Here is a 15,741-nt window from a genome sequence, read left to right on the forward strand (position 1 = left end):
GCGACTGGTAGCAGTGCCCTACTCTGCCGCCACCTTGCGGGCGCTCAGCATACCCTTGAGGTAATGCCCCGTGTGACTGCGCGGCTCTTCCGCAACCTTCTCGGGGGTTCCCGTGGCCACGATCTCGCCGCCGCCATCGCCGCCTTCGGGGCCAATGTCGATGATCCAGTCGGCGGTCTTGATCACGTCGAGATTATGCTCGATCACCACGACCGAGTTGCCCTGATCGACCAGCTCGTGCAGCACCTCCAACAGCTTGCGCACATCCTCGAAATGCAGGCCGGTGGTCGGCTCGTCCAGAATATACAGCGTGCGCCCCGTGGAGCGTTTTGACAGCTCCTTGGACAGCTTCACCCGCTGCGCCTCACCGCCCGAAAGCGTCGTCGCTTGCTGGCCGACCTTGATATAACCAAGCCCGACACGGGCCAGCGCGTCCATCTTGTCCCGGATCGACGGCACGGCCTTGAAAAAGCTCTGAGCGTCTTCAACCGTCATATCAAGAACGTCGGCTATGCTCTTGCCTTTGAACTTTATTTCCAGTGTTTCACGGTTGTAACGCGCGCCTTTGCAAGTCTCGCATGTCACATAGACATCGGGCAGGAAATGCATCTCGATCTTGATGACGCCGTCACCCTGACAGGCCTCGCAGCGGCCACCCTTGACGTTGAAACTGAACCGACCGGGCTTGTAGCCGCGCGCCTTGGCCTCTGGCAGCCCGGCGAACCAGTCACGGATCGGCGTGAACGCGCCGGTATAAGTCGCAGGGTTGGATCGCGGCGTCCGCCCGATGGGGCGTTGGTCGATGTCGATCACCTTGTCGAGATGTTCCAACCCCTTGATCGTCTCACACGGTGCAGGCGTCTGCCGTGCCCCGTTCAACCGCATCGAGGCAGTCTTGAACAGCGTCTCGATCGTCAGCGTGGACTTGCCCCCACCTGACACGCCGGTCACGCAGACAAACTTGCCCAGCGGAAATTCCGCCGTCACGTTCTTGAGGTTGTTGCCGGTGGCCTTGACGACCTTCAGCTTCTTCTTGTTGCCTTTGCGACGCTCCTCAGGCACGGCGATTTCGCGCGCGCCTGACAGGTATTGCCCGGTCAGGCTGGCAGGATCGGCGATGATCTCTTCGGGCGTGCCACGGCTGACCACCTGCCCGCCATGCACCCCGGCACCGGGACCAATATCAAAGACGTAATCCGCCTCGCGGATGGCTTCTTCGTCATGTTCGACAACGATCACCGTATTTCCCTGATCGCGCAGGTTCTTCAGTGTGCCGAGCAGCCGGTCATTGTCGCGTTGATGCAGACCGATCGACGGCTCGTCCAGAACATACAGCACACCCGTCAGGCCAGAACCGATCTGGCTGGCCAAGCGGATCCGTTGCGACTCGCCACCCGACAGCGTGCCCGCGTTACGCGACAGGGTCAGATATTCGAGACCCACATTGTTCAGAAACCCAAGCCGTTCGCGGATTTCCTTGAGGATGGCGCGGGCGATCTCGTTCTTCTGAGCGGTCAGTTGGCCCGGCACGGCTTCGCACCAGTCAAACGCTTCGCGAATGCTCATTTGTACGACCTGCCCGACATGCAGCCGCTCCTCTGGCTTGCCATCGGACGGCCCGATCTTCACTGCCAGTGCCTCTTCGCGCAGGCGGTATCCGCCGCAAGTGCCGCAGGGCCGGTTGTTCTGATAACGCTCGAATTCTTCGCGGATCCAGTTGGAATCCGTTTCACGATAGCGCCGCTCCATATTCGGAATGACGCCTTCAAAGCTCCGCTCAACCTGATAGACACGGCCACCCTCGTCGTAACGGAAAGGGATCTCGTCCTCGCCGGACCCGTACAGAAAAACCTGCTGTACATGCGCGGGCAGATCCTTCCACTTGGCCGATTTGTCAAATTCGTAATGTTTGGCAATGGCTTCGATGGTCTGGGTGAAATAGGGCGATTTGCCCTTTCGCCACGGTGCCAGCGCCCCGTCGCCGATCTTCAGCGTTGTGTCGGGGACGACCAGATTGGGGTCGAAGAACAGTTCCACCCCCAGCCCGTCGCATTCCGGGCAAGCCCCGAACGGCGCGTTGAACGAAAACAGGCGCGGCTCAATCTCCGGGATGGTGAAGCCGCTGACGGGACAGGCGAATTTCTCGGAGAAGGTCATTCGCTCCGGCTCGCCCTCACTGACGGCGGTCTCCAGCACGGCGATGCCATCGGCCAGGTCCAGCGCGGTACGGAAACTGTCGGCAAGGCGCACCTCCAGACCTTCCTTGACGACCAGACGGTCAACCACCACGTCAATATCGTGGCGGAATTTCTTGTCCAGTGTGGGCGGCTCATCCAACTCGTAAAAAGTGCCATCGACCTTGACGCGCTGGAAACCCTGCTTGCGCAACTCGATGAATTCCTTGCGGTATTCGCCTTTACGGTCGCGCACGATCGGGGCCAGAAGGTAGGCCCGCGTCCCCTCCTCCATCGTCATCACGCGGTCGACCATGTCCTGCACCTGTTGCGCCTCGATGGGCAGGCCGGTTGCAGGGCTGTAGGGCGTACCGGCGCGGGCAAACAGCAGACGCATATAGTCGTAGATCTCTGTCACCGTGCCAACGGTCGAGCGCGGGTTTTTCGAGGTCGTCTTCTGTTCGATCGAAATCGCGGGGCTGAGACCGCTGATATGATCCACATCGGGTTTCTGCATCATATCAAGGAATTGCCGGGCATAAGCCGACAGCGATTCCACATAGCGGCGCTGCCCTTCGGCATAGACCGTGTCAAAGGCCAGCGACGACTTGCCGGACCCCGACAGCCCGGTGATCACCACAAGCTTGTCGCGCGGAATGTCCACGTCGATATTCTTGAGGTTATGCTCGCGCGCGCCGCGCACCTCTATATGCTTCAACTCAGCCATGACTGCCCCTGCGATTGACGGTTAACACATAGTGGACAGTCAGCGTTTCGCCAACCCATAACGAAGAACGAAATGGGAACGCGCCCAGATGCGCGCTCGGGTCGCATGTTGAGTGCCGTATCAAAAGGAACATTCGCCCGGATGCAATTGCGACGCGTAGTGACGAAACTCGGGCCGCGCGCCTTACGGACGGGGAAGCACGCGATAGGTCAATTCTGACGTATCAAAGACGTCCCCGGCCTCGCCAGCGACAGGATCGCCGAGCGCGGGAGCGTCGGCGCCTTGCAGCTCTGCCTGAGTTTGCGACGTCAGCCAGCCATGTTGGGGCGATTTCACACATACCGGGTCTGTCGCCGTGGCGTCACCCAGAAGCGCGAAAGCCTGACAGCGACAGCCGCCGAAATCCTTCAGCTTGCGGTCACAGGACTTGCAGGGTTCAGCCATCCAGTCGGTTCCGCGGTAGGCGTTAAAAGCCGCGCCGCGGTACCAGATCTCGGTCAGGGATTTATCCGTCACCCGGTCGAATTTCAGATGCGGGATGCTTTGCGCGGCGTGGCAAGGCAACACCTGCCCATCCGGGGCCACGTTCAACCCCGAAGACCCCCAGCCGCCCATGCAGCGCTTTGGGTAATCCTCGTGGTAATCCGCCGGGACGTAGTCGATGACGAGCGTGCCTTTCAGCGCCGCGCGCGCCTCTGCCACGATCCGGGTGGCTTCTTTCGCTTGCGCATGCGTGGGCATCAGGGCACCGCGGTTCTTCAATGCCCAGCCGTGAAACTGCACGGTCGCAACCTCGATCCGGCGGGCACCCATTTCAACGGCCATTTCCAGCGCGCGCGGCAATTGGTGCAGGTTGTGGCGATGAAGCACGGCATTCAATGTCAGCGGAAAGCCAATCGCGCCGATCCATTCGGCAACCTGCATCTTGCGCGCGAAGCCGCCTTTGTACCCGCCAACCGCATCCGCCATTTCGGCTGTGGTGCCTTGCAGCGAAAGCTGGATGTGGTCCAGCCCGGCCTTGTCAAGCTCTTGCAAGCGCCGCTCGGTCAACCCGATGCCGGACGTGATGAGGTTGGTGTAAAGACCAGCGTCGCGGGCGGCCAGAACCAACTGCGTCAGATCCCGGCGCGAGGCGGGCTCCCCGCCAGAGAGATGCAATTGCAAGACGCCCAAATCAGCGGCCTCACGAAAGACACGCGCCCAGGTTTCGGTGTCCAGCTCAGTCTCTTGCCGGGCCAGTTCCAGCGGGTTCGAACAATAGGGGCAGGACAGCGGGCAGCGATGCGTCAGCTCTGCCAACATGGCGATGGGGGGCGGTATTTTCACGGTGCAACCTCCAGAAATCGCCGATCGCGCAGCGCGCCCAGAAAGCCCGCACTGTCCCCGGTGATCTGTTCGACGGGGGCGTCATATCGCGCCGCCAGCGCTTGTGCGATTTCGCCAAAGCTGCGGGTGCCGTCAACTTCGCCAAGGATGGCGTGGCCCACCGCATCAAGCGTTATCGCCCGTTCCGGGGCCAGCAGAACCCAGGTGTCACGGACCTTGTCAAAATGAAGCCGCACACCGCGCGGCAGAAAAGGAACGTCGTCGGGCGTCATCAGGACGCCTGCCGGATCAGGGTACCGGTTCCGGGCTGCCATGCGCCGGGCGGGATGCGCGCCGGCTCCACATAAGCGCCCCAAAGCGCGTCAAGTTGCGACCAGAGGACATCCGTCTTGAAGATCAGCGCCTTTGCCGCCGCGTCCTGCTTTTCCGACGTATCGGCATGATCCAGCACCCAAGCCAGACCAAAGGCCACATCCTTGGGCGCTTCTTTCAGACGGTTGCGGAAATAGGACAGTGATGAATCGTCGGCGAAAGCGTAGTTCTTCAGCAGCCCCTCGATGCGATTGGCGTGGATCTTCGGAGCAAAGAGTTCTGTCAGGGACGCGGCCACCGCTTCCAGCAACGTCTTTTCACGGACAAAGCGCACATAGGCATCGACGGCAAATCTTGTCGCCGGAAGCACCCCGTCGCAGGAGGCAACATAGTCCGGATCAAGCCCCACCGCCTCTGCCAGACGCAGCCAGCGCCGAATGCCACCTTCGTTTGCATCCGTGCCGTCGTGATCCTCCATCCGCGAACGCCAAATGCGCCGCAGGTTTGAATCCTCCACACGGCTCATGAAAGCGGCGTCCTTCATCGGGATAGAATGCTGATAATAATACCGGTTGATAACCCAGGCCTGCACCTGTTCAGGCGTGCACCCACCGCCGTGCAACCGGTCGTGAAACGGGTGCAGATCGTGATAACGCTCAGCCCCGATCTGGCGCAGCCGGGCTTCGAAAGCTTCGCGTGACTGCGGTACGCGGGTCATGCCGTAATCTCCATTCCATCCTGCCCTATTGTCCATCCGGCGGCCTGCGCTTCGGCGCGCTCGGCCCCGTTGGGGCGTAGAACAGGGTTGGTGTTGTTCATATGAACAAAAACCTTCTGGCCAATATTGAGGTCGCGAAACGCCGCGATAGAACCGTCCTTGCCCGACATCGACATGTGGCCCATACGCTGGCCGGTTTTCTGTCCCAGCCCGGCGCGGATCATCTCGTCATCCTGCCAGAGTGTTCCGTCGAAAAACACCAGATCCGCACCATCCAGCCGCGTTCGCAATGTGTCGTTCAGCGTCGCACAGCCGGGAATGTAGTAGACCCGTGTCTTACCCAAGGTCAGCGCCACACCAACGGTATTCTCACCGATCTGGCCGGTTTCGACGGTCTCCCCCTCAAGGTAAAGCGGGACCTTGCCCGGCACTGGGAAAAGTTCCGCCGCAAGATCCGGTGCCAGTTCGAATGGCTGTTCCAGCGCGATGGATTCCCGCGCGACGACGTCCCGGCGCAGGGCATCAAAAATTGTGTTGTTGTCCAGCACATCGTGGATCGCCCGTGTCGCGAATAACGTGAAGGGCTGCATTTCGCGCAAGGTCAGCAGCCCGGCCACGTGGTCAATGTCTCCATTGGTCACAAGAACAGAACTCAAAGGAAGCGTTCGCGACCCTGTGGGATGTAGAGGGACCGCATCGGCCAGTTGCTGTCGGATGTCAGGCGAGGCATTGAGGATCGCCCAATCCCGGCCATTCCCGGACACCGCCAGCGAGGATTGCGTCTGCTGCGGTATCTGCCCGATGCGCGCAAGATTACAGTTCTGGCAACCACAATTCCACTGCGGCAGGCCACCGCCCGCCGCAGCGCCCAGAATATATGCGCGAAACGTCATTCCATTAATCCGCGCAGGTCGTTCAGAACAGCACTTCGCGCTCTTCGTCGCTTTCAGGTCCGTACATGTTGATTTCCATCCCGCATTCGATTTCGCGGATCTTCGGTTTCGTCCATGCCATGTCGATATCTCCTTATTCTGCGTATGCTTACGCCGTGTCAGATTGCACGATGACCGGGCATGAAAGCGATTCTTATAAAATAAGAATTGCACAGACCTTGGTCGTAGATTGAAGCCGTCAAATATCTGACCGATGATTCGCGGTTCGAAATAAATCCGCGAATGGCCGTTGAACGGGTTTGTAAACCTCAGATCATCAATTTCAGGTGACACGGCCGTGAGTGTCGAAGGATGCTTATGGCCATGCGCTAAGGGTGCCTCTGGCAGCTGTCGTATCTCTTCCAATAGATCGCCCGATCTATCAGTGCGCGCTTGTTGCCTTTGACCGCAGTGCTTCAAATGCAGGAACGCCTTCAGGTTCAAACGGATGAAGAGTGGCGGCGTCTTCGTTAATCTTGCTACCAAAGCCGACAGACTGGGACGACGTCCGGAAGACGCACAAAATGCAAGTATATCAAGTCCAACAAAGACACGCCGCCGGCGGCCCCTTTCTGGATCATAAGATTTGAAATCCCTGCGAACAACGCCGCGTAGACTAGACCTTTCCGGTGCGGCGGCCACCAGCATCGAACAGCATCGCGTCGCCATCGTTCCAATCAATGCCGATGGTTTCGCCCTCGGCCGGGATGCGCTGCGTCGCATCCTGCCGCGCGGTGATCTGATTGCCGTCCGGCAGACGGCAGTGGATCAATGTCTCGGCACCCAGCGCCTCGGTATAGGCGACGGTTGTCTGAAGCCGCCCATCCGCGCCCAGTACCAGATGCTCGGGTCGAATGCCGATGGTGTTGCCGGTGGCGAGCCCCGGTATCAGCCCGGCATTCAGGAAATTCGTCGGCGGCGAGCCGATGAACCCGCCGACAAAGGCTGTCTGCGGGTCGGCGTAAACCTCAAGCGGTTTGCCAATCTGGTCCGCGACCCCGCCATTCATCACCACCATACGATCCGCGAGCGTCATCGCTTCGACCTGATCGTGGGTGACGTAAAGCGCCGTGACACCCAGTTTGCGCTGCAACGCCTTGATCTCCAGCCGCATCTGCACACGAAGCTTGGCGTCAAGGTTGCTGAGCGGCTCGTCGAACAGGAACACGGCGGGTTTGCGCACGATGGCGCGGCCCATGGCCACGCGCTGACGCTGCCCGCCCGACAATTCGCGCGGTTTACGGTGCAGATAGGGTTCAAGCTGCAAAAGCTCTGCGGCACTTGCCACACGCTCTTCAATCTCGGACCGGGGGGTTTTGGCGATCTTGAGCCCGTAGGCCATATTGTCGAAGACCGACATATGCGGGTAAAGCGCGTAGTTCTGGAACACCATTGCGATGTCGCGATCCATCGGCTCGACATCGTTGACCAGTTTACCGCCGATCCTCACCTCACCGGATGTGACGGTTTCCAGCCCCGCAACCATGCGCAGCAAGGTGGACTTGCCGCAGCCGGACGGCCCGACGATCACGATAAACTCGCCATCGGCAATATCAAGATCAATGCCATGGATGACATCGGTTTTCCCGAAGGATTTCCTGACGTTTTGAAGTGTGACAGTCGCCATTATTTCTCGCTCTCCACCAGTCCGCGCACGAACAACCGCTGCATTCCCACCACCACCAGAACCGGCGGCACCATCGCCAGAATCGACGTCGCCATGATCACCGGCCAATCGGCGGTATCGTCGCCGCTGGGGAACATCTGTTTGATGCCCATGACGATCGTGTTCATGTCAGGGTCGGTGGTTATCAGCAACGGCCACAGGTACTGGTTCCAGCCGTATATGAACAGAATGACAAAAAGCGCCGCGATGTTTGTCCGGCTCATCGGAAGCAGGATATCGAAGAAGAAGCGCATCGGCTTTGCGCCATCGACCCGCGCCGCCTCGGCCAATTCATCCGGCACGGTCATAAAGAACTGGCGGAACAGGAAGGTCGCGGTGGCCGAGGCAATCAGCGGCAGGATCAGCCCCTGATAGCTGTTGAGCATCCCGAAATTCGCGATGACCTCATATGTCGGCACGATCCGCACCTCAACGGGCAGCATCAGGGTCAGGAAAATCAACCAGAAGAACAGCTTTCGCAGCGGGAACCGGAAATAAACGATGGCAAAGGCCGAGAGCAGCGAAATCGCGATTTTGCCCACCGCAATTCCAAGCGCCATCACCATGGAATTCAACAGCATTGTCGCGACCGGGGCATTTACCCCGGACGTCAGGGCGCGTCCGTAATTCTCGAAGAACTGATCGCCGGGCAACAGTGGCATTGGCGGGCGGACAATATCGGCCTGCGTCACCGTCGAGGCCACGAAGGCCAGCCAGATCGGGAAGAAGATGAACAGGACGCCGATGATCAGCCCCAGATGGGTCAGCCACAGCCCCGCGCCACGCTTTTCCACCATGCCGTTCCGCTCTGCCATCAGTAATGCACCCTGCGTTCGATGAATTTGAACTGCACCACCGTCAGGATTGAAACGAGGAACAGCAGCACCACCGATTGCGCCGCGGATGACCCCAGATCCTGCCCGACAAACCCGTCCGAAAACACCTTGTAAACAAGGATCGTCGTGGCCTGTTGCGGCCCGCCGCTGGTGATTGTGTGAATGACGCCGAAAGTCTCGAAAAAGGCGTAGATGATGTTCACGACAAGCAGAAAAAACGTCGTGGGCGACAAGAGCGGAAAGACGATGGTGCGAAACCGTGTCCAGAAATGGGCGCCATCAATAGCCGCAGCCTCGATCACCGATTTGGGAATGGCTTGCAGCCCGGCAAGGAAGAACAGGAAGTTATAGCTGATCCGCCCCCAGGCGGAGGCCACGACGACAAGGCCCATCGCTTCGCCCTCGTTCAGAACGTGGTTCCAGTCATAACCCAGAAGGCCCAGATACCATGACACGACGCCCACGCGCGTGTTGAACATGAACAGCCACAGAACCCCCGCTACAGCAGGCGCAACAGCATAGGGCCAGATCAACAGCGTCCGATACGCGCCCGCCCCCTTGATCAGCCGATCCGCAAGCAGCGCGAGATAAAGCGCCACGCCCATGGAAACCACTGTAACAAGAATAGAAAACACTGCGGTTGTCACGAAAGACGCACGGTAATACGGGTCGGAAAACAGGTATTCGAAATTCCCAAGCCCGACCCATTGCATCGACAGGCCGAACGGGTCGGGAATGAACAGCGACTGCCAGACCGCTTGCCCCGCCGGATAGAAGAAGAACACAGCCGTGATGACTATCTGCGGCAGGACCAGCAGGATCGGCAACCAGATGCCTTTGAAGGTGACGCGCTTTTCCATGATGTGTCAGGATTGCTCCGGTAAGACAGGTTATCGCATGGGCACCGAAAGAAGCGTCCACTGGCGAACCTGTGCAACCACCCTCGCCCCTTCGTTCATTCGGTCGGCAATGGCGCTGCGTTGCTGGGTCGGGCAACCGATAAGCAGGGCGGCATCGTCCAGAAATTCGCGTGTTGCGTCGCTTTCTCCGATGACCTGACAGACAGAGCCCGGATCTGGATAGGGGCGCACGGCGTATAGACCGGCGTCACTGGCACTGGTGACTTGCCCGGTTGCGGGGTCGGCATCGTTGGCTGATGGCTCTGACATGACGCATCCCGTTAGTCCGAGACAGGCGAGGAAAATCAGCGGTTTGTATGTGGTGTGCATCCGAACCTCCGGCTTTTGAACGTGTGTGGGGCGGCACCGGGCCGTATGCTCCGGCACCGCCCTGTGGTCATTCAGCGTTGAGAAGATTCGAAACGACGCAGCAACGCGTTGCCACGCTCTACCGCGCTGTCGAGCGCGGCTTGCGCGTCCTTGTCACCGGCCCAGACCGCTTCCAGTTCCTCGTCGATGATTCCGCGGATCTGATCGAACGACCCAAGGCGCAGACCTTTGGAGTTGTTCGTCGGCTCGTTCGCTGTCATCTGGATCACGGCGATGTCGGTGCCGGGGTTTTCATCGTAGAACCCGTCCGCACGGGTCTTTTCGCCAGCTTCAGTGGTGATCGGCAGATAGCCGGTATCCTGATGCCACTTCGCCTGGATCTCCGGCGAGGACAGGAAATTCAGGAACGCCGCGACGGCCTTGTATTCCTCGTCCGTCTGACCTTCCATCACCCAAAGCGAGGCCCCGCCGATGATGGTATTCTGCGGCTCATCGACAAGCTCTGACCAGTAAGGCAACGGACGCACATCAAAGGCAAATTCTGCTTCGGCCTTGATCCCTGCATAGCCAGCCGAGCTTTCGGTGAAGAGCGCGCATTCGCCCGAGCGGAAGTTGGCACCGCCCTCGTTGCGACGACCGGCATAGATGAACTTGCCCTCTTTCGCCCAGTCCCCCAGGGCCGAGATATGAGCGACCTGTGCGGGGCTGTTGAAAACCAGTTCGGTATCGGTGCCGCCGAAACCGTTATCCTTGGTGGCAAACGGCACGTCATGGTAGGCGGACATGTTTTCCAGCTGGATCCAGCTTTGCCATGCGGTCGTCATCGGGCAATCGACGCCGGCCTCTTTCAACTGGTCCAGCGTCGCGCCAACATTTTCCCAGGTGGAAAGATCTGTATCGGGGTCGATTCCGGCCTCTTCCAGCATGTCGCGGTTGACCCAAAGGACCGGCGTGGAAGAGTTGAAGGGCAGCGACAGCATGTTACCATCGGCCGATGTGTAATAGCCTTTGACCGACCCGATATATTTCGACTGGTCAAACTCGGCACCGGCATCTTCCATGACCTCATAGACTGGCTTTACCGCGCCCTTGGCACCCATCATCGTGGCCGTGCCAACCTCGAACACCATCAGGATGTCGGGCTGCTCGCCTGCGCGAAATGCCGCGATACCCGCGTTCAGCGTTTCGGAATAGTTGCCCTTGTGGCTGGCGACGACCGTGTAGTCATTTTGGCTGGCATTGAAGGTCTCTACCTGTTCGGCGACCAGTTCACCCAGACGTCCGGTAAACGCATGCCAGAACTCGATTTCCGTCTGCGCAAAGGCGGTTTGCGCCGAGCACAAAACCGCAGCACCCGCGATAAAAGATGTTGAATATTTCATCAGTATTCTCCCAGAAAGTGACAAATGCCGGACACGAGATCCCAGTCGCAACTATGTGTGCACAATTGAAGCGCGCCAGTTCAAGGATTAACTTGTGAATAACAGTCGATCTACCACGAAGTCACAAAAGTTTCACAGAACGACGCCGCGCATTTGACAAAAACAACTCAGTGAAAAACTGGTTAAGTTTCTCTTTTTTCATTTAAATACAACGTTATACGAAATGTTTTTGGACACTTTTTCCAACTTTCGACCTTACCCTAGGGCATGTTGCCAAGGCGCGGCCGCACCTGACGTCAGGATAGCGTAGGATGGCTGGTTTTTGTTGCGTGTTTCGGAGATCGTGTCGGTGCCTCGAGAATGTCGTCCCGTGCCGTGGAAAGCGCACGCACAGAAAGTTGGCCAAAGCCTGCGTGTCAGAGCGTCACGCCAAACCTCTAGCAGCCCTCCCGCCCAGACTGGCCTGGCCCCTTCCGCGCGCGGCGAGACCACAACAACCATTAGCGGTAAAGCAGCGAGACCTCGTTATAAAAGATATGAACCTTCGTGGGATCCGCGGTCAGGCGGACGGTCTTGCCACGGCGATCCTTGTGGATGCCCGGCAATTTGCCGATGACCGGCTCTCCTCCGCCCTGGGCTTCGAAATACAACAGCGTTACCTCCCCCAAGGCTTCGGTGATATTCACCTTGCCTTCGAAGACGAATGAATCCGTCGCCTCCACCAGATCTTCGGGGCGGACCCCGACATTGACCTTCAGGCCCATATCCTCCGAACGGCTGGGCACGTCCGATACAGCCGTGCCGCCGCCGTCCAGCCGGATCGACGTCTGCTGCCCGGTTCCTGTGATTTCGCCCGGTAGCAAATTCATTGAAGGCGAGCCGATGAAACGCGCCACGAATTCGCTGTTGGGGCGTTCGTACAGGTCCAGCGGGCTGCCGACCTGCGCAATGCCTTTATTGGCCAGCACGACGATGCGGGTGGCGAGGGTCATCGCCTCGACCTGATCGTGCGTGACATAGATCATTGTCGAGTCCGGCATCTGCTCTTTCAACTGTGCGATCTCGATCCGCGTGGCCACGCGCAAGGCTGCATCAAGATTCGAAAGCGGCTCGTCGAACAGATAGACCTTGGGGTCGCGGACGATGGACCGGCCGATGGCGACGCGCTGTCGTTGCCCCCCGGACAAAGCCTTGGGCAGGCGGTCCAGATAGGGTTCCAGTTGCAGGATCTTGGCCGCTTTGGCGACCGCCGCGTCAATCTCTTCCTTCGACTTCTTGGCGATCTTCAGCGCGAAGGTCATGTTGTCGCGCACCGTCATATGCGGATAAAGCGCGTAGGACTGGAACACCATGGCGATGCCGCGCTGGCTGGGCGGCACATCGTTCATCCGCTGGCCGTCAATTTCCAGCGTGCCGCCAGTGATCTTCTCCAGCCCCGCGATCATGCGCAACAGCGTGGACTTTCCGCAGCCAGACGGGCCGACGAAAACAATCAACTCTCCGGTCTTGATGTCCAGGTTGATGTCATTGAGCACGTTCACCGTGCCGCCATAGGTCTTTTCGACATCGGTAAGCTTCAGATCGGCCATGTCGGGTCCTTCCTCATGTCCTTGTCTTTCGTCAAACATCACGCTCCGCGAGGCAGGGTTGCCAGGGGCCGAGATGCAGCTTGCCATCGGCTGACGGGGTGGCACTGCCCAACTCTGCCCCGGTCTGATGCCAATCGCCTGCGGGCATCTCCAACGCGCTGGGGGTGTCGCTGAGATTGAAGGCGCAGAAGATTTCCTTGCCGTCTTGCGCGCGGGAAAACCACAGCACGTCGCCTTTCCGCCGGACCTCGCTGCTGGTGCCGGTGATCAGCGGCGGATGCATCCGCCTGAAGGCCAGTGCGCGGCGGTAGTGGTGCAGGATCGCGCCGGGGTCTTGCTCCTGACTGACCACGGAACGTTGCAGATGTTCATTGCTGACCGGCAACCACGGCTTGGCCGAACTGAACCCGCCATTCTGGTTGGACGGCTCCCAGACCATCGGTGTGCGACAGCCATCGCGGCCCTTGTATTCCGGCCAGAACTCGATGCCGTAGGGGTCCTGCAAGTCCTCGAACGGAACATCGGCCTCTGGCAAGCCCAGCTCCTCGCCCTGATAGATGCAGACAGAACCGCGCATGCAGACCAGCAGCGTCGTGTAGACACGCGCGGCGGCGGGCGACAGATCCCAGCGGGTGATGTGGCGGGTGACGTCATGGTTGGAATAGGCCCAGCAGGGCCAGGCATCCGGCGCGGCCTCGTTCAGCTTTGCGAAGATGTCCACCGCAGATGCCGCGGTCAGACGCGCAGGCTGCAACAGTTCGAACGGATAGCACATCTGCACCTTGTCGCCGCCCGAGGTATATTCGGCCATGATCTCCAGCCCGCGCTGCGCATCGCCAACCTCGCCCACTGCGGCTGCGCCGAACGGGTCGATCACGGCGCGGAACCGCTTGAGGAACTCCAGGTTCTCGGGCTGGTTCTTGGAATATAGATGCACCTGATGATTATACGGGTTGACCGAGGGCGCGATGGAGTTGTTACGGTCTTCAGGTGCCAGTGCAGGATTGTCCCGCAACGCCTTGTCCGCGAAATAGAAGTTGATCGTGTCCAGACGAAACCCGTCGACCCCGCGTTGCAGCCAGAAGGTCACCGCGTCCAGAAGCGCGTCCTGCACATCCGTGTTGTGGAAGTTCAGATCCGGCTGCGAGGTCAGGAAGTTATGCAGGTAATATTGCTCGCGTCGCCCGTCCCATTGCCACGCGGACCCGCCGAAGATCGACAGCCAGTTGTTGGGCGGCGTGCCATCGGGTTTTGGATCGGCCCAGACATACCAATCGGCCTTGGCATTGTCCCGGCTGGCACGGCTTTGTGCGAACCAAGGGTGCTGGTCTGACGTGTGCGACAACACCAGATCAATCATCACCCGCAGGCCAAGACCATGCGCCGTCTCGATCACCTGATCGAAATCGGCCAGCGAGCCGAACATCGGATCGACGTCGCAATAATCGCTGACATCATAGCCGAAATCCTTCATCGGCGACGTGAAGAACGGCGAAATCCAGACCGCATCAACCCCCAGCGAGGCGATATGCGGCAGCCGTTGGGCAATGCCGGTCAGGTCGCCGATACCGTCGCCGTTGCTGTCCTGGTAGGACCGCGGATATATCTGGTAGATGACAGCGCCACGCCACCAGTTCTTGTCCGTCGGGTCGAGTTGTCCAGCCATGTCTGCCTGCACTTTCTTGGTTTGATATGTCATTTGACCGAACCTGCGAGCATACCGCGCACCAGATATTTCTGCATTGCGAAGAATACGATCAGCGGCACGGATATTGACACGAAAGCCGCCGTTGCCAGGATCTCCCAGTTGCCGCCACGTGTGCCCAGAAGCTCCACGATCTGGCGGGTCATCACCGTGGTTTCACCGGTCGAGTCGATCAGGAAGACCAGCGCCACCAGCAGGTCATTCCACGTCCAGAGGAACTGGAAGATCGCAAAGGACGCGAGTGCGGGAAAGCTGAGCGGCAGGATGATCTTCACGAATATCTGGAAATCCGACGCGCCATCGACGCGCGCATTCTCGATAATGTCGCGCGGAAGGCCGACCATGTAGTTGCGTAGCAGATAAATCGCCAGCGGCAGGCCAAAGCCAGTATGCGCCAGCCAAACGCCCAGATAGCCCTTGCCGATGCCGATGCCCAGATGCAGCTTCAACAGCGGGATCAGCGCCAGTTGCAGCGGCACCACCAGCAGGCCGACCACAGCCGCGATCAGCAGCGCCCGACCCGGAAAATCCATCCAGGCCAAGGCATAGGCCGCGAATGCCGCGATCAGGATCGGGATGATGGTCGCCGGGATGGTCACGGTCAGCGTGTTGAAAAACGCCTTTGCCATACTGTCGGTCGCATCCTCGGACAACAGCACCTGTCGGTAATTGTCGAGCGTGAATTCCGGCGGCGCGGTGGCGGTGACAAACACGCGCTCGCCGCGACGGCCCTCGAATGCGGTGTCATTCTCGTAGCGATAGTTGCCATCCGCCATCACGGTCAGACGCCCGTCCTCGCCCAGATCGGCCGTGTCGCCGGGACCATAGGCCGAGATCTCGCGCGAGGACGTGCCCCAGGCGGAAATCTCCGACTCTGAACCGGTCTCGAAAAGATTGCCCTCGATCACATAAAGCGTGCCCTCCTGCACCTGCGTGTCAGGTGCGGCGGTGCGCAGCACTTCGTTCTGTTCCTGTGGAAACAGTGCCTTCCACCAGCCCGATGTCGCGATCTGGTCCGCCGTCCGGAACGAGGACACGAACAGCCCCACCGTCGGAAACAGCCAGAGCGCCACCAGAATGGCGACAGAGATATGCACCGCCCATGTCAGAGAGGATTTGGTTCCTGCGATATTATCCATGATCCC

The 15,741-nt window shown here is 59.4% G+C and carries 14 protein-coding genes; all 14 read right to left on the reverse strand.

Annotated features, from left to right (window positions below):
• Window positions 1–18 precede the first annotated feature (18 nt).
• Entirely contained in the window at window positions 19–2,901 is a 2,883-nt protein-coding gene (gene uvrA, locus B8991_RS02195) for an excinuclease ABC subunit UvrA (RefSeq protein ID WP_084350147.1), read from the reverse strand.
• A 183-nt stretch (window positions 2,902–3,084) separates the two neighbouring features.
• Entirely contained in the window at window positions 3,085–4,227 is a 1,143-nt protein-coding gene (pqqE, locus tag B8991_RS02200; protein WP_084350148.1) for a pyrroloquinoline quinone biosynthesis protein PqqE, read from the reverse strand.
• The gene (gene pqqD / locus B8991_RS02205; RefSeq protein WP_084350149.1) at window positions 4,224–4,499 is read right to left on the reverse strand and encodes a pyrroloquinoline quinone biosynthesis peptide chaperone PqqD; all 276 of its coding nucleotides are present in this window, start codon (window positions 4,497–4,499) and stop codon (window positions 4,224–4,226) included. Before pqqD ends, pqqE begins: the two co-directional genes overlap by 4 nt.
• A complete protein-coding gene (gene pqqC, locus B8991_RS02210; protein ID WP_084350150.1) occupies window positions 4,499–5,257 on the reverse strand; it encodes a pyrroloquinoline-quinone synthase PqqC in 759 nt (252 codons plus the stop codon). Before pqqC ends, pqqD begins: the two co-directional genes overlap by 1 nt.
• Window positions 5,254–6,150, reverse strand: coding sequence for a pyrroloquinoline quinone biosynthesis protein PqqB (pqqB, locus tag B8991_RS02215; RefSeq protein WP_084350151.1), 897 nt, complete (start codon window positions 6,148–6,150; stop codon window positions 5,254–5,256). The genes pqqC and pqqB overlap by 4 nt, the downstream gene beginning before the upstream one ends.
• A 22-nt stretch (window positions 6,151–6,172) precedes the next feature.
• Window positions 6,173–6,271 carry a pyrroloquinoline quinone precursor peptide PqqA gene (gene pqqA, locus B8991_RS02220; RefSeq protein ID WP_084350152.1) on the reverse strand — a complete coding sequence of 33 codons (99 nt, stop codon included), beginning with the start codon at window positions 6,269–6,271 and terminating at the stop codon, window positions 6,173–6,175.
• Between the two features lie 534 nt (window positions 6,272–6,805).
• Complete coding sequence (gene ugpC, locus B8991_RS02225; protein ID WP_084350153.1) at window positions 6,806–7,816, reverse strand: sn-glycerol-3-phosphate ABC transporter ATP-binding protein UgpC; 1,011 nt, start codon at window positions 7,814–7,816, stop codon at window positions 6,806–6,808.
• Window positions 7,816–8,652, reverse strand: a complete 837-nt coding sequence (gene ugpE / locus B8991_RS02230) for a sn-glycerol-3-phosphate ABC transporter permease UgpE (RefSeq protein WP_084350319.1) — start codon at window positions 8,650–8,652, stop codon at window positions 7,816–7,818. Before ugpE ends, ugpC begins: the two co-directional genes overlap by 1 nt.
• 17 nt (window positions 8,653–8,669) lie before the next feature.
• Complete coding sequence (ugpA, locus tag B8991_RS02235; protein ID WP_084350154.1) at window positions 8,670–9,551, reverse strand: sn-glycerol-3-phosphate ABC transporter permease UgpA; 882 nt, start codon at window positions 9,549–9,551, stop codon at window positions 8,670–8,672.
• Window positions 9,552–9,581: 30 nt separating this feature from the next.
• Complete coding sequence (locus tag B8991_RS02240; protein ID WP_084350155.1) at window positions 9,582–9,920, reverse strand: hypothetical protein; 339 nt, start codon at window positions 9,918–9,920, stop codon at window positions 9,582–9,584.
• A 71-nt stretch (window positions 9,921–9,991) separates the two neighbouring features.
• Complete coding sequence (gene ugpB, locus B8991_RS02245; protein ID WP_084350156.1) at window positions 9,992–11,302, reverse strand: sn-glycerol-3-phosphate ABC transporter substrate-binding protein UgpB; 1,311 nt, start codon at window positions 11,300–11,302, stop codon at window positions 9,992–9,994.
• A gap of 500 nt (window positions 11,303–11,802) precedes the next feature.
• On the reverse strand, window positions 11,803–12,891 hold the full coding sequence (locus tag B8991_RS02250) for an ABC transporter ATP-binding protein (RefSeq protein ID WP_084350320.1): 1,089 nt from the start codon (window positions 12,889–12,891) through the stop codon (window positions 11,803–11,805).
• A gap of 31 nt (window positions 12,892–12,922) precedes the next feature.
• Window positions 12,923–14,590 (reverse strand): alpha-amylase family glycosyl hydrolase, encoded by a 1,668-nt coding sequence (locus B8991_RS02255; protein ID WP_084350157.1) that lies wholly within the window; start codon window positions 14,588–14,590, stop codon window positions 12,923–12,925.
• On the reverse strand, window positions 14,587–15,735 hold the full coding sequence (locus tag B8991_RS02260) for a carbohydrate ABC transporter permease (RefSeq protein WP_084350158.1): 1,149 nt from the start codon (window positions 15,733–15,735) through the stop codon (window positions 14,587–14,589). The genes B8991_RS02255 and B8991_RS02260 overlap by 4 nt, the downstream gene beginning before the upstream one ends.
• Window positions 15,736–15,741: the final 6 nt, after the last annotated feature.

It is taken from the genome of Primorskyibacter flagellatus (genome assembly GCF_900176485.1).
GTDB lineage: Bacteria > Pseudomonadota > Alphaproteobacteria > Rhodobacterales > Rhodobacteraceae > Primorskyibacter > Primorskyibacter flagellatus.